This window comes from Marinovum sp., assembly GCF_048263515.1.
Lineage (GTDB): Bacteria > Pseudomonadota > Alphaproteobacteria > Rhodobacterales > Rhodobacteraceae > Marinovum.
Map to the genome: position 1 here is coordinate 18,246 of NZ_JBLXEC010000005.1, position 15,276 is coordinate 33,521.

Annotated in this window: 11 protein-coding genes; 6 read left to right on the forward strand and 5 right to left on the reverse strand. The window is 64.6% G+C overall.

Annotated elements, in window-relative coordinates; all coding sequences use genetic code 11:
- Together ACN0SE_RS06565 and ACN0SE_RS06570 are read right to left on the reverse strand one after the other, a co-directional pair.
- On the reverse strand, positions 1-1,944 hold the full coding sequence (locus ACN0SE_RS06565; protein ID WP_417523706.1) for an extracellular solute-binding protein: 1,944 nt from the start codon (positions 1,942-1,944) through the stop codon (positions 1-3).
- A 202-nt stretch (positions 1,945-2,146) separates the two neighbouring features.
- Complete coding sequence (locus ACN0SE_RS06570) at positions 2,147-2,656, reverse strand: c-type cytochrome (protein WP_417523707.1); 510 nt, start codon at positions 2,654-2,656, stop codon at positions 2,147-2,149.
- A 117-nt stretch (positions 2,657-2,773) separates the two neighbouring features.
- Here ACN0SE_RS06570 and ACN0SE_RS06575 point away from each other — a divergent pair, with 117 nt between their 5' ends.
- Positions 2,774-3,607 (forward strand): prephenate dehydratase, encoded by an 834-nt coding sequence (locus ACN0SE_RS06575; RefSeq protein ID WP_417523708.1) that lies wholly within the window; start codon positions 2,774-2,776, stop codon positions 3,605-3,607.
- A gap of 397 nt (positions 3,608-4,004) precedes the next feature.
- On the opposite strand, the gene ACN0SE_RS06580 is transcribed toward ACN0SE_RS06575, so the two are convergent.
- The 3 genes from ACN0SE_RS06580 to ileS all read right to left on the reverse strand — a co-directional run bounded on the left by ACN0SE_RS06580 (position 4,005) and on the right by ileS (position 8,624).
- Positions 4,005-4,457 (reverse strand): methylated-DNA--[protein]-cysteine S-methyltransferase, encoded by a 453-nt coding sequence (locus ACN0SE_RS06580; protein WP_417523709.1) that lies wholly within the window; start codon positions 4,455-4,457, stop codon positions 4,005-4,007.
- Between the two features lie 51 nt (positions 4,458-4,508).
- Positions 4,509-5,372, reverse strand: coding sequence for a glutathione-dependent disulfide-bond oxidoreductase (yghU, locus tag ACN0SE_RS06585; protein WP_417523710.1), 864 nt, complete (start codon positions 5,370-5,372; stop codon positions 4,509-4,511).
- A gap of 261 nt (positions 5,373-5,633) precedes the next feature.
- Positions 5,634-8,624, reverse strand: a complete 2,991-nt coding sequence (ileS, locus tag ACN0SE_RS06590) for an isoleucine--tRNA ligase (RefSeq protein WP_417523711.1) — start codon at positions 8,622-8,624, stop codon at positions 5,634-5,636.
- Between the two features lie 488 nt (positions 8,625-9,112).
- Between ileS and ACN0SE_RS06595 the strand changes: the two genes are divergently transcribed.
- The 5 genes from ACN0SE_RS06595 to ACN0SE_RS06615 all read left to right on the forward strand — a co-directional run bounded on the left by ACN0SE_RS06595 (position 9,113) and on the right by ACN0SE_RS06615 (position 15,180).
- Positions 9,113-9,913 carry a LytTR family DNA-binding domain-containing protein gene (locus ACN0SE_RS06595; protein ID WP_417523712.1) on the forward strand — a complete coding sequence of 267 codons (801 nt, stop codon included), beginning with the start codon at positions 9,113-9,115 and terminating at the stop codon, positions 9,911-9,913.
- Between the two features lie 456 nt (positions 9,914-10,369).
- On the forward strand, positions 10,370-12,298 hold the full coding sequence (acs, locus tag ACN0SE_RS06600) for an acetate--CoA ligase (RefSeq protein WP_417523713.1): 1,929 nt from the start codon (positions 10,370-10,372) through the stop codon (positions 12,296-12,298).
- A gap of 5 nt (positions 12,299-12,303) precedes the next feature.
- The gene (locus tag ACN0SE_RS06605) at positions 12,304-12,984 is read left to right on the forward strand and encodes an adenylate kinase (protein ID WP_417523714.1); all 681 of its coding nucleotides are present in this window, start codon (positions 12,304-12,306) and stop codon (positions 12,982-12,984) included.
- A gap of 135 nt (positions 12,985-13,119) precedes the next feature.
- Entirely contained in the window at positions 13,120-13,380 is a 261-nt protein-coding gene (locus tag ACN0SE_RS06610; RefSeq protein WP_417523715.1) for a DUF4212 domain-containing protein, read from the forward strand.
- Positions 13,381-13,392: 12 nt separating this feature from the next.
- Positions 13,393-15,180, forward strand: coding sequence for a sodium:solute symporter family protein (locus ACN0SE_RS06615; RefSeq protein WP_417523716.1), 1,788 nt, complete (start codon positions 13,393-13,395; stop codon positions 15,178-15,180).
- Positions 15,181-15,276: the final 96 nt, after the last annotated feature.

Sequence of the window (15,276 nt, forward strand, 5' to 3'; positions counted from 1 at the left end):
TTACTTCAGCGCGCCGGCGGCTTTCAGAGCCTCGTATTTCTCTTGGTTGAACCACCAGAAATCCAGCACCCCCAGCGCATAGGGGGGCAGCGGGTCGGGCCGTTCGAACATGTCGTAATAGGCCACCCAGTATTCCGGCACGAACCCGTCATGCACCACGATCCGCTCGTAGCGCAGCGCCCGGTCGAGCGCCTTGAGCGCGGTGATCTCGTCCTCGCGGTTGGTGGTGTCGAGCGCCGCGTCGATCAGCGCATCCACCACCGGGCTGCGCAGGGCGGCGCCGTTGTAGGACGACACCTCGGCGCTTTCCGAGCCGAACAGCTGATTGAGCCCGGTGCCGGCGACCGAGAAAGTCAGGTAGCGGGTGTGGATCAGGTCGTAGTCCTTGTCGAGGAAGCGCTGCTGGCCCTGAGCGCTGTCGATCGCCTCGGCGTTGACCTCGATGCCCCAGCTGCGCAGGGTCTGGGCATAGGTCTCGATCACCGCCTTGCGGGTGTCATCCCAGCTCGACAGCACGAGGAAGTCAAAGCTGAGCGGCTTGCCCTCGGCGTCGACCATCTTGCCCTGATCGTTGACGCTGTAGCCTTCGTCGGCCAGCAGCTTCAGCGCGGCGCGCTGGTTGCGGCGGTCGCTCGGGTCGCGCGGGTTCGAGGTATGCGGCATCACCACTTCCTCGGTCAGCATCTCCGGCGGCACCACGTCGCCCAGCGACTTGAGCAGTTCCAGCTCGGCGCCTTCCGGCACGCCGGTGGCCTCCCACTCCTGACCCTCGACAAAGCTCTTGCGCTGGGTGGTCAGGCCGAACTGCAGAGAGTCGCGGACCCATTCGAAGTTGAACGCCAGCGACAGCGCGTGGCGGACGTTACGGTTGTCGAGCGGCGGGCGCAAGGTGTTGAAGATGATGCCCGAGTTGTTGGGCGCGGTGCCGTCGGGGATCTCCTCGCGCTTCACGTGGCCCTTCTGCAGCGCCGGAAAGTCGTAACCGGTGGCCCAGCGCTTGGTCGAGCCTTCGGAGCGGAAGGTGTAGATACCGGCCTTGAAAGCCTCGAACTCGGCGGCGTCATCGGCGAAGTACTCGAACCGGACCCGGTCGAAGTTGTGCCGGCCGACGTTGGCCGGGTGGTCCCAGCCCCAGTAGTTCGGGTTGCGTTCATAGACGACGTAGCGGTTGAACTCGTAATCGCCGACCTGGTAGGGGCCCGAGGCCATCGGCGAGGCCACAGAGGGCTCGTCAAGCCGCTCGCCGGTTTCCTTGTACCAATCCTCGGAAAAGATCGGCGTGCCGCCGACCTGCGAAATCAGCGACCGGCGCGAGATCTCGTCGGCAAAGGTGTAGCGGATGGTCAGATCGTCGATCACCTCGACCCCGGTGATCCGTTCCTTCACCGCGCGGGCATAGGAGCGGATGCCCTGGTCGAGGAACAGGTTGTGGGTAAAGGCCGCGTCACGCGCATGCACCGGCTGACCGTTGCGAAAGGTGACGTCGTCGCGCATGTGAAACACGCACCAGGTCTTGTTCTTGGGGTATTCGACCTCGCGGGCGATCAGGCAATAGGCATCGGTGATCGAATCCGCCGGCAACCCGCCGCCCCATGGCATCTCGGCGAACATTGCCTCGGCGACGATGCCCGAGTTGCTCTCGGAATTGCCGCGCCAGGCCCAGCGGTTGAAGCCGTCGAAGGTGCCGCGGGTGCCCAGCGAGATCTGCCCGCCCTTGGGGGCGTTCGGGTTGACGTAGTCCCAGTGCTTGTAATCGGCCGGGTACTTCAGGTCGCCGTAGAAGGAATACCCATGGCTGACGACAATCTCTTCGCCCTCGGCGGTCTGGGCGATCACCCGCGCCGGCGGCAGCGCGGCGCCAAGCGCCGTCGCGCCGAACATGCCAAGCGCGGCACGGCGTGAGAATTCGAACCCGGTGCGGGGCAGGTATCTTTCGTCGGTCATTCAGTCGCTCCTATCGGCCTGGGGACGCGCGGCGCGCAAGCTTGTGGCGTCTTTGGCTCTGTACGCTAGAGCGGTGCGGCGGGATCAATCAAGTCGATATTCCGTGATATCCGGTGAGAAGCCGCCGAAACCCGAAGGCACATGGAAAAACCGCCGCTCCCGGGGGAACGGCGGTGCAATTTCTCCTGTCGCGTCAGCGCGATCAGCCGTCGATGCTGTCGAGCCAGGCAATCAGGTTGGCGCGGTCTTCGGCGTCTTTCAGACCCGAGAACGACATCTTGGTGCCGGGGGCATAGCCCTTGGGGTTCTCGAGGAAGGCCTGCAGGTTTTCCGGGCTCCAGACGTCGGCCACGGCGACCAGGGCACCGGAATAGCCGAAACCGGGAACCGAGCCGACTTCGCGGCCGACAACACCGTAGAGGTGCGGGCCGGTGCCGTTGACGCCGTCCTCGACCTTGTGGCAGGCGCGGCATTTGCCCCAGACGCGTTCGCCCTTGGCCGGATCGGCTGCGGCCAGAAGCTCTTCGAACGGCACGGCTGCCTCGGTCTCGCCGCCTTCGGCTTCGCCGGTGTCGATGACATAGGCCTGCTCTTCGCTGCCATGGCCGCCACCGGTGTGATAGATCTCTTCAGCCGCCCATTTGCCGAGCAGGAAGATCAGGAAAGCGCCGCAGAAGCCCCCCAGAATCTTGGTCGAGGTCATTGTATCCATAACACGCGAGTCCCTTAGCTTGGTCTTGTTCGGGGTCTTACGGCTTCCCCTCCGCGGAGGCAAGGTATAGAAACCGCGACGAAACGCCCGGGCCGGGCCAGAAGACGGAAAAATTTCATGACAGGACGCATTGCATTTCAGGGCGAGCCCGGAGCCTACAGTCACGAGGCCTGCCGCGACGCCCGGCCCGAGATGGAGCCGATGCCCTGTGGCAGCTTCGAGGATGTGATTTCCGCGGTCACCTCGGGCGAGGCCGATCTTGCGATGCTGCCGGTCGAGAACACCACCTATGGACGGGTGGCAGACATTCACCGCCTGCTGCCGCAAAGCGGTCTGCGGATCGTCGGCGAGGCCTTCGTGCGGGTGCATGTCAGCCTGATGGCGCATCACGGCGTCCAGATCGAGGATATCGAGACGGTGCGCGCCCACATGGTTCTGCTGCCGCAATGCGCCGACTTCCTCAAGACCTACGGCATCCGGGGCGAGGCCGCCGCCGACAGCGCCGGCGCCGCCGCCGAACTGGCCGAGAGCGGTGACCGGCGCTCGGGCGTGCTGGCCTCGGACCTCGCGGCCGAGATCCACGGGCTGCACATCCTTGCCCGGCACATCGAGGATCACGCCCACAACACCACGCGCTTTCTGCTGATGGGCCGCGAGCCCGACATGCGCCGGCGCGGCGATCACGGCATGCTGACGACCTTTGTCTTTCAGGTGCGCAACATCCCGGCGGCGCTTTACAAGGCAATGGGGGGCTTTGCCACCAACGGTGTCAACATGACCAAGCTCGAGAGCTATATGGTGGGGGGATCCTTCACCGCCACGCAGTTCTACGCCGATATCGAGGGCCATCCCGACGATCCGGCGGTGCAGCGGGCGCTGGAAGAGCTGGATTATTTCACCGACATGCTGGAAATCCTCGGCACCTATCCCCGCGACCCGCGTCGCGATTGAGCAAGCCGCGGATTGTCGGGCCTCGGTGCGGCGGTGCGCCGTATGTAAGGGGCCGCGGTGCGGCGATCCAACCTCGGTTCTGCAGCGATTTATCCAAGCCAAGTCCGGAAGAGATCAGATCGGCGCGCCCACGTCAGCCAAATCGCCGCGCCGGTGGGCGGCCCGTCATGCCGGAGGCATGCCTTTGACATGACGCGCGGCGGCTTGCAGCCGCTGTTAGCGCGGGGGAGGCGGGGTTTTGGGGTTTTCACCTTTCCGGAGGTGGGCGGTGGGTTGGAAACCCACCCTACGGTGACTTGCCCGTGTATTGGTGAGCTTGGTGCCGGAGGCATGCCTTCGGCATGACGCGCGGCGGCTTGCAGCCGCTGCCATTGCGCGCTGGGACAATGGATAAACGTCAGATCAACAGCCCCGCAGCCCCTTCGTGGCGCAGCAGCCAGACCTTGGTCTCGACGCCGCCCTTGGCGGAGAACCCGCCAAGACCCTTGGCGCCGAGGATGCGGTGGCAGGGGATCAGCACCGGGATCGGGTTGGCACCGCAGGCCTGGCCGATGGCCTGGGCCGGGGCCTTCAACTCGCGCGCCAGGTCACCATAGGTCCGGGTCGCGCCGAACGGGATCTCTTGCATTGCCGCACAGGTGCGGCGGGTGAGATCGGAGCCCTGCGGCGCAAAGGGCAGGTCGAAGACCTCGCAGCGTCCGGCGAAATAGGCGGTCAGCTGTCGTTCGGCCTCGACAAGCAGGGGATCGTCGTCCATGTCGCCGGCCCGCCAGTGCAGGGCGGTGATCGCGCCGTCCTGCGCTTCGAGGGTCACCGGCCCAAGCGGTGTTGTCAGGCTGCGTTCCGGCATGCGCCCAGACTGGCCCATGCGCACCATGGGCTCAATCCGGTTTCTCGCAGATCAGGCGGTTAAAAGCTTGTCCTGGGTCCGGGTCGCGAAATCCTCGGCCGAGTGACGCTCGTGCAGCTGCAGCGCCGGGTCGCCACCGGTGCGGTTGACCATGCGGCCGCGCTGCACTGCGGGACGCTCGGCAATGCGCTTGGCCCAGGCCATCACGTGGGTGTAGCTCTCGACGTCGAGGAATTCGGCGGCATTGTAGAGCCGGCCCAGCACCAGCTGGCCGTACCAGGCCCAGATCGCCATGTCGGCGATGGTGTATTCACCGGCGGCCATCCAGTCGTTCTGCGCCAGATGCCGGTCGAGCACGTCGAGCTGGCGCTTGCTCTCCATGGCGTAACGGTTGATCGGATATTCGAACTTCTCCGGCGCGTAATTGTAGAAATGGCCGAAGCCGCCGCCGAGGAAAGGCGCGCTGCCCATCTGCCAGAACAGCCAGGACAGCAGCTCGGCGCGATGCTCGGACGCGCCCTGGAAGGCATTGCCGAACGTCTCGGACAGATGCAGCATGATCGCGGCGGATTCGAAGACCCGCACCGGCGTCTCGCCGGAGCGGTCCATTAGCGCGGGGATCTTGGAGTTCGGGTTGACCTCGACAAAGCCCGAACCGAACTGATCGCCATTGCCGATGCGGATCAACCAGGCGTCGTAGTCTGCGGCATGGCCGGCGGCCAGCAGCTCTTCGAACATCACCGTGACCTTCACCCCGTTGGGCGTGCCCTGGGAATAGAGCTGGAAGGGATGCTTGCCGACCGGCAGCTCCTTGTCATGGGTCGGGCCGGCGATGGGGCGGTTGGTCGAGGCGAACTCTCCGCCGTTCTCCTTGTCCCAGGTCCAGACTTTGGGGGGCGTGTAGCTGTCGGTCATCACGGGTGTCCTTGCATTGCGATCTGAAGCTGATCTAGGGCGGCCGGCGCGATCGCCCAAGGTCTGCACAGGGGGTGTGCGTTTTTGGGGGGGCTTGCCCCCGGCGGTGGTGAGGGGGGCGGGTCCGTCTTTTTTTGTGAATATTGAGGGCTGCGCCCGCAGTTTTTTTGGAAGAAGGGGGGCTTTGCCCCCCGGGGCCTGTGGCCCCGCCCCCCAAGGGTATTTGTGAACAGAAGAAGCAGGGGGGCGGGGCTTTGGGGCTCAGGCCAGCGCGGCGTCGCAGCGGGCGCAGGTGCCGGGGTGGGTGTGGGTGCCGACGTCCGGCAGGATCTTCCAGCAGCGCTGGCATTTTTCGCCATCGGCTTTTTCGAAGACCACGCCGACGCCGTCGATCTCTGGCAGGCGGAAGGCCTCGGCCGGTTGCGGATCGCCGGTCAGCGACATGCCGGAGGTGATGCAGATGTCGTCGAAGTTGATCGACTTCAGCGCCGCCAGCATCTCCTTGTCGCGCACATGCACCACCGGCGCGGCCTCGAGCGAGGCGCCGATCACCTTGTCGGTGCGCTGGATTTCCAGCGCCGCGGTGACCACGCGGCGGGCCTGGCGCACCTTGACCCATTTCGCCGCCAGCGGCTCGTCGAGCCAGTCGGCAGGCGTCTCGGGGATGTCGGTCAGATGGACCGAGCTGTCCTCGCCGGGGAAGCGTTCGAGCCAGACCTCTTCCATGGTGAAGACCAGCACCGGCGCCAGCCAGGTGGTCAGCCGGTGGAACAGGATGTCCATCACCGTGCGCGCGGCGCGGCGGCGTTGGGTGTCGCCGTCGCAATAGAGCGCGTCCTTGCGGATGTCGAAGTAAAAGGCCGAGAGCTCGACCGTGGCGAAGTTGAAGAGCTGCTGGAAGACGCCCTGAAAATCGAAGGCCGCATAGCCCTTGCGCACCACGTGATCGAGTTCCGCCAGGCGGTGCAGGATGTAGCGCTCGAGTTCGGGCATGTCAGAGGGCGCGACCCGGTCGCTTTCCTCGAAATGCGACAGCGCGCCCAGCATGAAGCGCATGGTGTTGCGCAGCCGGCGATAGCCGTCGGCCACGCCCTTGAGGATCTCCGGCCCGATCCGCTGGTCGGCGGTGTAATCGGTCTGCGCCACCCAGAGCCGCAGGATGTCGGCGCCGTATTGCTTGACCACCTGGTCGGGCGCGATGGTGTTGCCGAGCGATTTGGACATCTTGTTGCCCTTCTCGTCCAGCGTGAAGCCATGGGTCACCACGTTGCGATAGGGCGCGCGGCCCTTGGTGCCGCAGGCCTGCAGCATCGAGGAGTGGAACCAGCCGCGGTGCTGGTCGGTGCCTTCCATGTAGACATCGGCGATGCCGTCCTCGGTGCCATCCTCGCGGTCGCGCAGCACGAAGGCATGGGTCGAGCCTGAATCGAACCAGACGTCGAGGATGTCGAAGACCTGATCCCAGTCGTCGGGGTTGTGATCATCGCCGAGGAAGCGCGCCTTGGCGCCGTCCTTGTACCAGGCATCGGCGCCCTCGGCCTCGAAGGCCTCGAGGATGCGGGCATTGACCGCCGCGTCGCGCAGCAGGAAGTCGGGATCGGTGGGCAGGGCGCCCTTCTTGGTGAAGCAGGTCAGCGGCACGCCCCAGGCGCGCTGGCGCGACAGCACCCAGTCGGGCCGGTCCTCGATCATCGAATAGAGCCGGTTGCGCCCGGTCTTGGGCGTCCAGTTCACCAGCTGGTCGATCGAGGTCAGGGCGCGCTGGCGGATGGTCTTGCCGTATTGATCCTGACCGTCGCCGACCTCGCGGTCGATGGCAGCGAACCATTGCGGCGTGTTGCGGAAGATCACCGGTGCCTTGGAGCGCCAGGAATGCGGGTAGGAGTGCTTGATCTTGCCGCGCGCCAGCAACCCGCCAACCTCGACCAGCTTGTCGATGATCTTCTTGTTGGCGTCGCCTTCGCCGCCCTTGCGATTGAGGATGTAGCTGCCGCCAAAGAACGGCAGGTCGGCGCGGAAGGACCCGTCGTCGAGCACGTTGTAGGTGATGACGCGGTCGAGCATGTTGAGGTCACGGTAGAGCTCGTATTCCTCCATCCCGTGGCTCGGGGCGCAATGCACGAAGCCGGTGCCCTCGGTGTCGGTGACGAAATCGGCAGCGCGGAAATCGCGCGGCTCGTCCCATTCGCCGTTGCTGCCCTCGGCGCCGGCCAGCGGGTGCAGCAGGGTGAGACCGGCCAGCAGATCGGCGCTGACGGTGCGGACCCGGGTGTACTGGTCCTCGTTCAGGCGGGCGCGCTTGAAGACATCGGCGGCCAGGTTGTCGGCCAGCAGGAAGCGGTCGCCTTGCGCGGCCCAGCAGTCCTCGGGCGCGCCGGTGACCTCGTAGAGCCCGTAGCTGATGTCGCGGCCAAAGACGACGGCCTTGTTCGAGGGCAGGGTCCAGGGCGTGGTGGTCCAGATCACCACATGCGCGCCGATCAGGTCATGGGCGACCTGTTCCTCGGCGGCCATGATGTCCTGGCCTTCCTCGATCTCGGTCTCTTCGCCGGCCAGCGTCAGGTCGGGGAACTCGACGTTGGAGACGCGGAACTTGACCCAGACGGTAAAGCTCTCCTTGTCGTGGTATTCGACCTCGGCCTCGGCCAGGGCGGTCTGTTCGACGGGCGACCACATCACCGGCTTGGAGCCCTGGTAGAGCGTGCCGTTCATCAGGAACTTCTGGAATTCCTCGGCAATCACCCGCTCGGCGTGGAAATCCATTGTCAGGTACGGCTGCGGCCAGTTGCCGGTCACGCCCAGGCGCTTGAACTCTTCGCGCTGCACGTCGACCCAGCCCTCGGCGAAGCGACGGCATTCCTGGCGAAAGTCGATGACATCGACCTCATCCTTGTTCTTGCCCTTCTTGCGGTATTGCTCCTCGATCTTCCACTCGATGGGAAGACCGTGACAATCCCAGCCGGGGATGTAGCGCGCGTCGAAGCCCATCATCTGGTGCGAGCGGACGATCATGTCCTTGATCGTCTTGTTCAACGCGTGGCCGATGTGCAGGTGGCCGTTGGCATAGGGCGGGCCATCATGCAGGGTAAAGGGCTTGCGATCACCCGCGCGTTCGCGCAACCGGTCGTAGATGCCGATCCGCTCCCAGCGCTCGAGCCATTCGGGTTCGCGCTTGGGCAGGCCGGCGCGCATCGGGAAATCGGTCTTGGGCAGGTTCAGAGTGTCTTTGTACTCAGGCGTATCGGCGCACATGAAGGGCGTCCTTGTCACTTTATTCGGATGTGAGGGGTGAGGCGGCGCGGCAGTCCATACGCCTTGTCCCGGCGGCTCGTCTGATCAGAGCGCCGGGCATGTAATTCGAATGATGATCGCGAAATGTGCCATCTTGAAGCTGCTTATAGGCGCGCGGGAAACGGGCGTCCAGAGGGCGCAGGCCGGGCGGATCGGGCCATGCCGGGCGGGATGTCGGAGAGGGCAGGGCAAAAAGAAAGGCCGGCCTCGGTGGTGCAACTCCCCCAGGGTCATTGCGCCATCCAGGCCGGCCCGCTCTTGAACACGCATCCCGAAGGACGCGGTGATTAGGTCATGAGTCCGAAGACCCGCAAAAAAGGTTCTTCTAAACGCTCCCCCCAGAATATCGCGGCAGGCACAGGCATAAAACGCCCGAATCCCGGCAGGGCCTAGTTAATCTTCGTAAATTTTTGCTGGATTTCGTGAGTTACCTAGGGTCAAATTTCACGATGCGTGAAACTTTGGCGGAAATCTGGGGCGCAATCGGCTGGGAACGCAAGATCATCGTGTTCTTCGGCGGCGTTCTGGTGCTGACGATCACCGGGCCTTTTGGCACCTATGACCATCTAACTCTCTATCAGCGTTTGATTTTCTGGGTCGTGACCTTTACCGGCGTGGGCTTCTTCATGCATGTGCTGCAGACCACCGCGCTGACGACCGAGAGATTGGGGCGCCTGCCGCCGTCGTTGCGGCTCGGGCTGGGGGCGGCGCTGGCGGGGCTGCCGGGGGCGGCTTTGGTGATCTTTGCCTATGAAGTGTTCCATCCCGAGACGGCGCTGGATCAGGATTTGCCGCGCATCTGGCTCTTGGTGACTTTGGTCGGCTGGCTGGTGGGCCTTGTCGAGTTCATCGCCTGGCGCCAGGACAGCGACGAGGCTTTGCCGGTCACGCAGCGCACCGCCTTTCACAAGCGGCTGCCGCCGGAGTTGGGTGACGACATCATCTCGATCTCGATGCAGGACCATTATGCCGAGGTGACCACGACGCTGGGCACGCATCTGGTGCTGATCCGCCTGTCTGACGCCATTGCCGAGCTCAAGGGCGCGTCGGGGTTGCAGGTGCATCGCTCGCATTATGTCATGAAGGCGCATCTGCAGCGGATGCACCGCGATGGATCTCGCCTGCGGGTCACCCTGAGCGACGGGCGCGACATCCCCGTCAGCGCCAAACATGCCGAGGCGGTGCGAGACGCCCTTCGGGCGCGGCGCGACGTGATCACAAGTGGCACCGACAGGCCGCTGACCGGCTGAGTGGGTGCGCCTTGTGAGGCCAAGCCGTCCGGAACCGCCCGCGTTCACCGGGGAATCACTGTTGTGATCACAAAACACCCGGCCTGCCACCAAAGTCGCAATTTTCCCGCTAAAGATGAGCGTAAATAGCATCGCTCCCGACGCTCTTGCAAAAATGTCGCAGGCCCGGCGCAAGATTGTTAGCGTCCCAAATCTGCCGGCACGGCGAAAATTTACTGGCGCGCCGGGAAAGCCCGCAAAAAGCAACCGTCTGACGTAACGGCATTTTTACCCTCGCATCGACATAAATTTACAGATTGACAGCGGGCTCTGTCGATTTCTTTACAGAAAAAGCCTTGAGCATGAGTGACCAGCATCAAATTCGCGCAATCCTCTGTAAACTTGCCTCGACGTTGATCATCGGGGTGCATGGAGGAGCCATGTTGTGCCCCGACAAAGCGAAAAGAGGGGGAGCACATGCCCAACGACCATTCTGCACGACAGTACCATGTCGACGCTGCCAAGTACCAAGAGATGTACGCCGCTTCGATTGCCGATCCGGAAGGCTTCTGGGCCGAGCAGGGCAAGCGCATCGACTGGATCAAGCCCTATTCCCAGATCAAGGACGTGAGCTTTGTCCCCGGCGACATCCACATCAAATGGTACCACGACGGCACGCTGAACGTCTCGGCCAACTGCGTCGATCGCCACCTCGAGACCCGCGGCGACCAGACCGCGATCATCTGGGAGCCGGACGATCCGCAGGAAGAGGCGCAGCACATCAGCTATCGCGAACTCCATGCCAACGTCTGCAAGATGGCCAATGTGCTCAGCGATCTGGGCGTGACCAAGGGCGACCGGGTGGTGATCTATCTGCCGATGATCCCCGAGGCGGCCTATGCCATGCTGGCCTGTGCCCGCATCGGCGCGATCCACTCCATCGTCTTTGCCGGCTTCTCGCCCGACGCGCTGGCCGCGCGGGTCAACGGCTGTGACGCCAAGGTCGTGATCACCGCCGACGAAGCCCCCCGCGGCGGCCGCAAGACAGCGCTGAAATCCAACGCCGACAAGGCGCTGCTGCACTGCAAGGAAACGGTCAAATGCCTTGTGGTCAAGCGCACCGGTGGCCAGACCACCTGGACCGACCGCGATGTCGATTACAAGGCGCTCGCCAAAGACGCCGCCGAGACCTTCGACCCGGTCGAGGTCAATGCCGAGGATCCGCTGTTCATCCTCTACACCTCCGGCTCCACCGGCCAGCCCAAGGGCGTCGTGCATTGCTCTGGCGGCTACCTGGTCTATGCGGCGATGACGCACGAGATCACCTTCGACTACCACGACGGCGACATCTACTGGTGCACCGCTGACGTCGGCTGGGTCACCGGTCACAGCTACATCGTCTATGGTCCGCTGGCCAATGGCGGCACCACGCTGATGTTCGAAGGCGTGCCGACCTGGCCCGATGCCAGCCGCTTCTGGCAGGTCTGCGAAAAGCACAAGGTCAATCAGTTCTACACCGCGCCCACCGCCATCCGCGCGCTGATGGGGCAGGGGCCGGAGTTCGTGGAGAAATGCGACCTGTCCTCGCTGCGCCTTCTGGGCACCGTGGGCGAGCCGATCAACCCCGAGGCCTGGAACTGGTACAACGACGTCGTCGGCAAGGGCAAATGCCCGATCGTCGACACCTGGTGGCAGACCGAGACCGGCGGTCACATGATGACCCCGCTGCCCGGCGCGCACGAGCTGAAACCCGGCGCGGCGCAACAGCCGTTCTTCGGTATCAAGCCGATGGTGCTCGATCCCACCACCGGTGAAGAGATCAAGGGCAACGGCGTCGAGGGCGTGCTTGTCATCGCCGACAGCTGGCCGGGCCAGATGCGCACCGTCTGGGGCGATCACGAGCGGTTCGAGAAGACCTATTTCTCGGACTACAAGGGCTACTACTTCTCGGGCGACGGCTGCCGCCGCGACGCGGATGGCGATTACTGGATCACCGGTCGCGTCGACGACGTGATCAACGTCTCGGGCCACCGCATGGGCACGGCCGAGGTCGAAAGCGCGCTGGTGGCACATGCCAAGGTGGCAGAGGCCGCGGTGGTGGGCTATCCGCACGCGATCAAGGGGCAGGGCATCTATTGCTACGTCACCCTGATGAACGGTGTCGAGCCGACCGACGAGCTGCGCAAGGAGCTGCGCACCTGGGTCCGCACCGAGATCGGGCCGATTGCCAGCCCGGACCTGATCCAGTGGGCGCCGGGCCTGCCCAAGACCCGCTCCGGCAAGATCATGCGCCGCATCCTGCGCAAGATCGCCGAGAACGACTATGGCGCGCTGGGCGATACCTCGACGCTGGCCGATCCCTCGGTGGTCGATGACCTGATCGACAACCGGATGAACCGGGACTGATGGTCGTGGAAGCTTCTGTCCAGACCCGCCCCGCCGTTCTGATCCTTCTCGGCCCTCCGGGCGCCGGGAAGGGCACCCAGGCCCGCATGCTCGAAGAGAAGTTCGGGCTGGTGCAACTGTCGACCGGCGACCTGCTGCGCGCTGCCGTGGCCGCCGGCACCGAGGCCGGCCGCCAGGCCAAGGCGGTGATGGAGGCCGGCGAGCTGGTCTCCGACGAGATCGTGATCGCCATCCTGCGCGACCGGTTGGCCGCAGAGGACACCGCCCGCGGCGTCATCCTCGACGGCTTTCCGCGCACCACGGTGCAGGCCCAGGCGCTGGATCGGCTGCTCGAGGAGAGCGGCCAGGAGATCAACGCCGCGATCTCGCTCGAGGTCGAGGATGCCGCCATGGTGACGCGGATCTCCGGGCGCTACACCTGCGGCACTTGCGGCGAGGGCTACCACGACAGCTTCAAGCAGCCGGCCGAGGCCGGGGTCTGCGACAAGTGCGGCAGCACCGGGTTCAAGCGGCGCGCCGATGACAACGCCGAAACGGTAGCGTCGCGGCTCGAGGCCTACCACGCGCAGACCGCGCCGCTGATCGCCTATTACGACAGTCACGGCGTGCTCAAACGCGTCGATGCCATGGGCGAGATCGGCGCCATCGCCGCATCGCTCGAAGAGATTGTCGCCGGGGTCCGCTAGGACCCGGGCGTCAGACCGACCCAACGCACAACCTGCGTCGGATCACCGCGGGAGGCCCCCTGGCCGCCCGCGCACAGGGGAAGTGTGTCCGCGCCATGGTGGCCGGACGCTTTGGAGAGAGAGGGGAGAACCGACATGTCGGACAACTCTGAAAACAATGGCTACTGGGAGGCGAACATTCGCCTTGTCACCATCTGCCTGATCATCTGGGCCGTCGTGTCCTTCGGGTTCGGCATCCTGCTGCGTCCGATGCTCAGCGGCATCGCCGTCGGCGGCACTGACCTGGGCTTCTGGTTTGCCCAGCAGGGGTCGATCATCGTCTTTCTGGCGCTGATCTTCTTCTACGCCTGGCGGATGAACAAGCTCGACCGCGAACACGGCGTCGACGAGCAATAAGGAACGGGACCAATGGATCAGTTTACCATCAACCTGCTGTTTGTCGGCGCGTCCTTCGCGCTCTACATCGGCATCGCGGTCTGGGCCCGGGCGGGCTCGACCTCTGAATTCTATGCCGCCGGCCGGGGCGTGAACCCCGTCGTCAACGGCATGGCCACCGCGGCCGACTGGATGTCGGCGGCGTCGTTCATCTCGATGGCCGGCCTCATCGCCTTTGTCGGCTATGACAACTCGTCCTTCCTGATGGGCTGGACCGGCGGCTACGTGCTGCTGGCGCTGCTGCTTGCCCCCTATCTGCGCAAGTTCGGCAAATACACCGTCTCCGAGTTCATCGGCGACCGGTTCTACAGCCCCACCGCACGGCTTGTCGCCGTGATCTGCCTGATCGTCGCCTCGGTGACCTATGTGATCGGCCAGATGACCGGTGTCGGCGTGGCCTTTGGCCGCTTCCTCGAAGTGTCGAACACCACCGGTCTGCTGATCGGCGCCGTGGTGGTCTTTGCCTATGCGGTCTTTGGCGGCATGAAGGGCGTGACCTACACCCAGGTGGCGCAATACTGCGTGCTGATCATGGCCTATACCATTCCGGCCGTGTTCATCTCGCTGCAACTGACCGGCAACCCGATCCCGGGTCTGGGCCTCTTCGGCGATCACACCGCCTCCGGCGAGCCGCTGCTGCAGAAGCTCGACCAGATCGTCCGCGAACTGGGCTTTTCCGAGTATACCGCCCACAACGGCGACACCTTCAACATGGTGCTCTTCACCCTGTCGCTGATGATCGGCACCGCCGGCCTGCCGCACGTGATCATGCGGTTCTTTACTGTGCCGAAAGTGTCCGACGCCCGCTGGTCCGCCGGCTGGTCGCTGGTCTTCATTGCGCTGCTCTACCTGACGGCACCTGCCGTGGGCGCCATGGCGCGGCTCAACATCACCGAACAGTTCTGGCCCAACGGCACGGACGGTGCGGCGGTGTCGGTCGAGACCATCGAGTCCGATCCTGCCTATGCCTGGATGGGCACATGGCAGAAGACCGGTCTGCTGGGCTGGGAAGACAAGAACGGCGACGGCATGATCCAGTACTACAACGACGCCGATGCAGCGATGCAGGAAAAGGCGGCAGCGAATGGCTGGACCGGCAACGAGCTGACCAAGTTCGACCGTGACATCCTGGTGCTGGCCAACCCCGAAATCGCGAACCTGCCGTCGTGGGTGATCGGTCTGGTGGCGGCGGGCGGCCTTGCGGCGGCACTCTCGACCGCGGCGGGCCTGCTGCTGGCAATCTCCTCGGCGGTCAGCCATGACCTGCTGAAAGGCCAGTTGACGCCCAACATGTCCGAGAAGAACGAGCTGATGTCGGCACGGATCGCCATGGCGGTTGCCATCGCGGTGGCCACCTACCTGGGCCTCAACCCTCCGGGCTTTGCGGCGCAGACCGTGGCTCTGGCCTTCGGCCTCGCGGCGGCGTCGATCTTCCCGGCGCTGATGATGGGCATCTTCTCGAAGCGGGTGAACAACGTGGGCGCGGTTGCGGGCATGCTGGTCGGCCTGATCGCAACGCTGATCTACATCTTCCTGCACAAGGGCTGGTTCTTCATCCCCGACACCAACAGTTTCACCGATGCCAACCCGCTGCTTGGTACGGTCAAGTCGACCTCCTTCGGCGCGATCGGCGCGATCCTGAACTTTGCCACGGCGATCGTCGTGTCCAAGATGACGGCCGCCCCGCCCAAGCACATCCAGGAGCTGGTCGAAAGCGTGCGCGTGCCGCGTGGTGCCGGCGCCGCGGTGGAAGGCCACTGAGATTGTCCGGCCCGGTCCCTTGCGGGGGTCCGGGCCAGACACAGGCGGCGCGCCTCGGTTTCCCGGGCGCGCCGCTTTCATTTCATGCTAGCCTTG